The following is a 1,029-nucleotide window of genomic DNA, read 5'->3' as shown; positions in this document are numbered from 1 at the left end:
CGCACTCAAGTTGCACTCTTAGCCCTTGCAAAGCGCTTGCGCTCATTGGGGTCTAGGAACCTTTTCCGCAATCTTACGGATTTTGGCGTGCACTCCACCAGCTCGTCGTCGTTTATAAACCCTATCATTTCTTCTAGCGTCATTAACTGCGGCGGAACAAGCCTGACGGCCTCGTCAGAGCCCGCGGCCCGGATGTTGGTCAGCTGCTTGCCCTTCAAGACGTTCACTTCGATGTCATTGCCCCTATTGTGCAGCCCGACCACCATACCCATGTATACCTTATCTTGGGGCTTGATAAACATCGCACCCCTGTCCTGAAGGTTAAAGATGGCATACGCAACTGCCTCACCCTGCCCAGTGGAAATCAACACGCCGTTCACCCTGCCAGGGATATCACCCTTGTGTGGCGCATACCCGTGGAACAGGCGATTCATTATGCCAGTGCCTCTGGAGTCTGTAAGAAACTCGCCATGGTAGCCAATCAGCCCCCTGGAAGGAATCAGAAACACCATGCGCACCCTGCCCTGCCCTGATGGCGACATATCTTGCATATCGCCCTTGCGGAAGCTTAACTTTTCCATGATTATGCCGCTGTATTCTTCATCAACGTCAATCACCACCTCTTCCATGGGCTCCAGAAGGGCTGACCCTTCCTTCTTAAATAGGACACGCGGGCGCGATACAGAAAGCTCAAAACCTTCCCGCCGCATCGTTTCAATCAACACACCGAGCTGTAGCTCACCTCTGCCGCCAACCTCGTAAGAATCACTGCGTTCCCCCTCTTTCACCGTGATTGCTACGTTGGTTTCAGCTTCGGACAGCAATCTATTTTTGATTACAGTAGACGTAAGCTTGGTGCCTTCAGTGCCAGCCAGAGGCGAATCATTCACACCAATAGTCACGGCCATGTTGGGGGGTCTACGGGGGTAGAGGGAATAGGCACACTTACAGCAACGTCCACAATGCTGTCAGAAACTGAGGCTTTCTCGAGCCCAGCAACGGCTATTATGTCTCCGGCACCGGCTTCAT

At 53.0% G+C, this 1,029-nt stretch carries 1 pseudogene; it reads right to left on the bottom strand.

The features are described from left to right. Nucleotides 1-5 precede the first annotated feature (5 nt). Nucleotides 6-1,029 (bottom strand): annotated as a pseudogene (locus GAC_RS04605) (large ribosomal subunit assembly factor BipA); the annotation flags it as partial.

It is taken from the genome of Anaplasma marginale str. Florida, from assembly GCF_000215485.1.
In the GTDB taxonomy this organism is placed as follows: Bacteria; Pseudomonadota; Alphaproteobacteria; order Rickettsiales; family Anaplasmataceae; genus Anaplasma; species Anaplasma marginale.
Note: the sequence above shows the minus strand (reverse complement) of the source record. Positions and strands in the feature narration are given on the sequence as shown.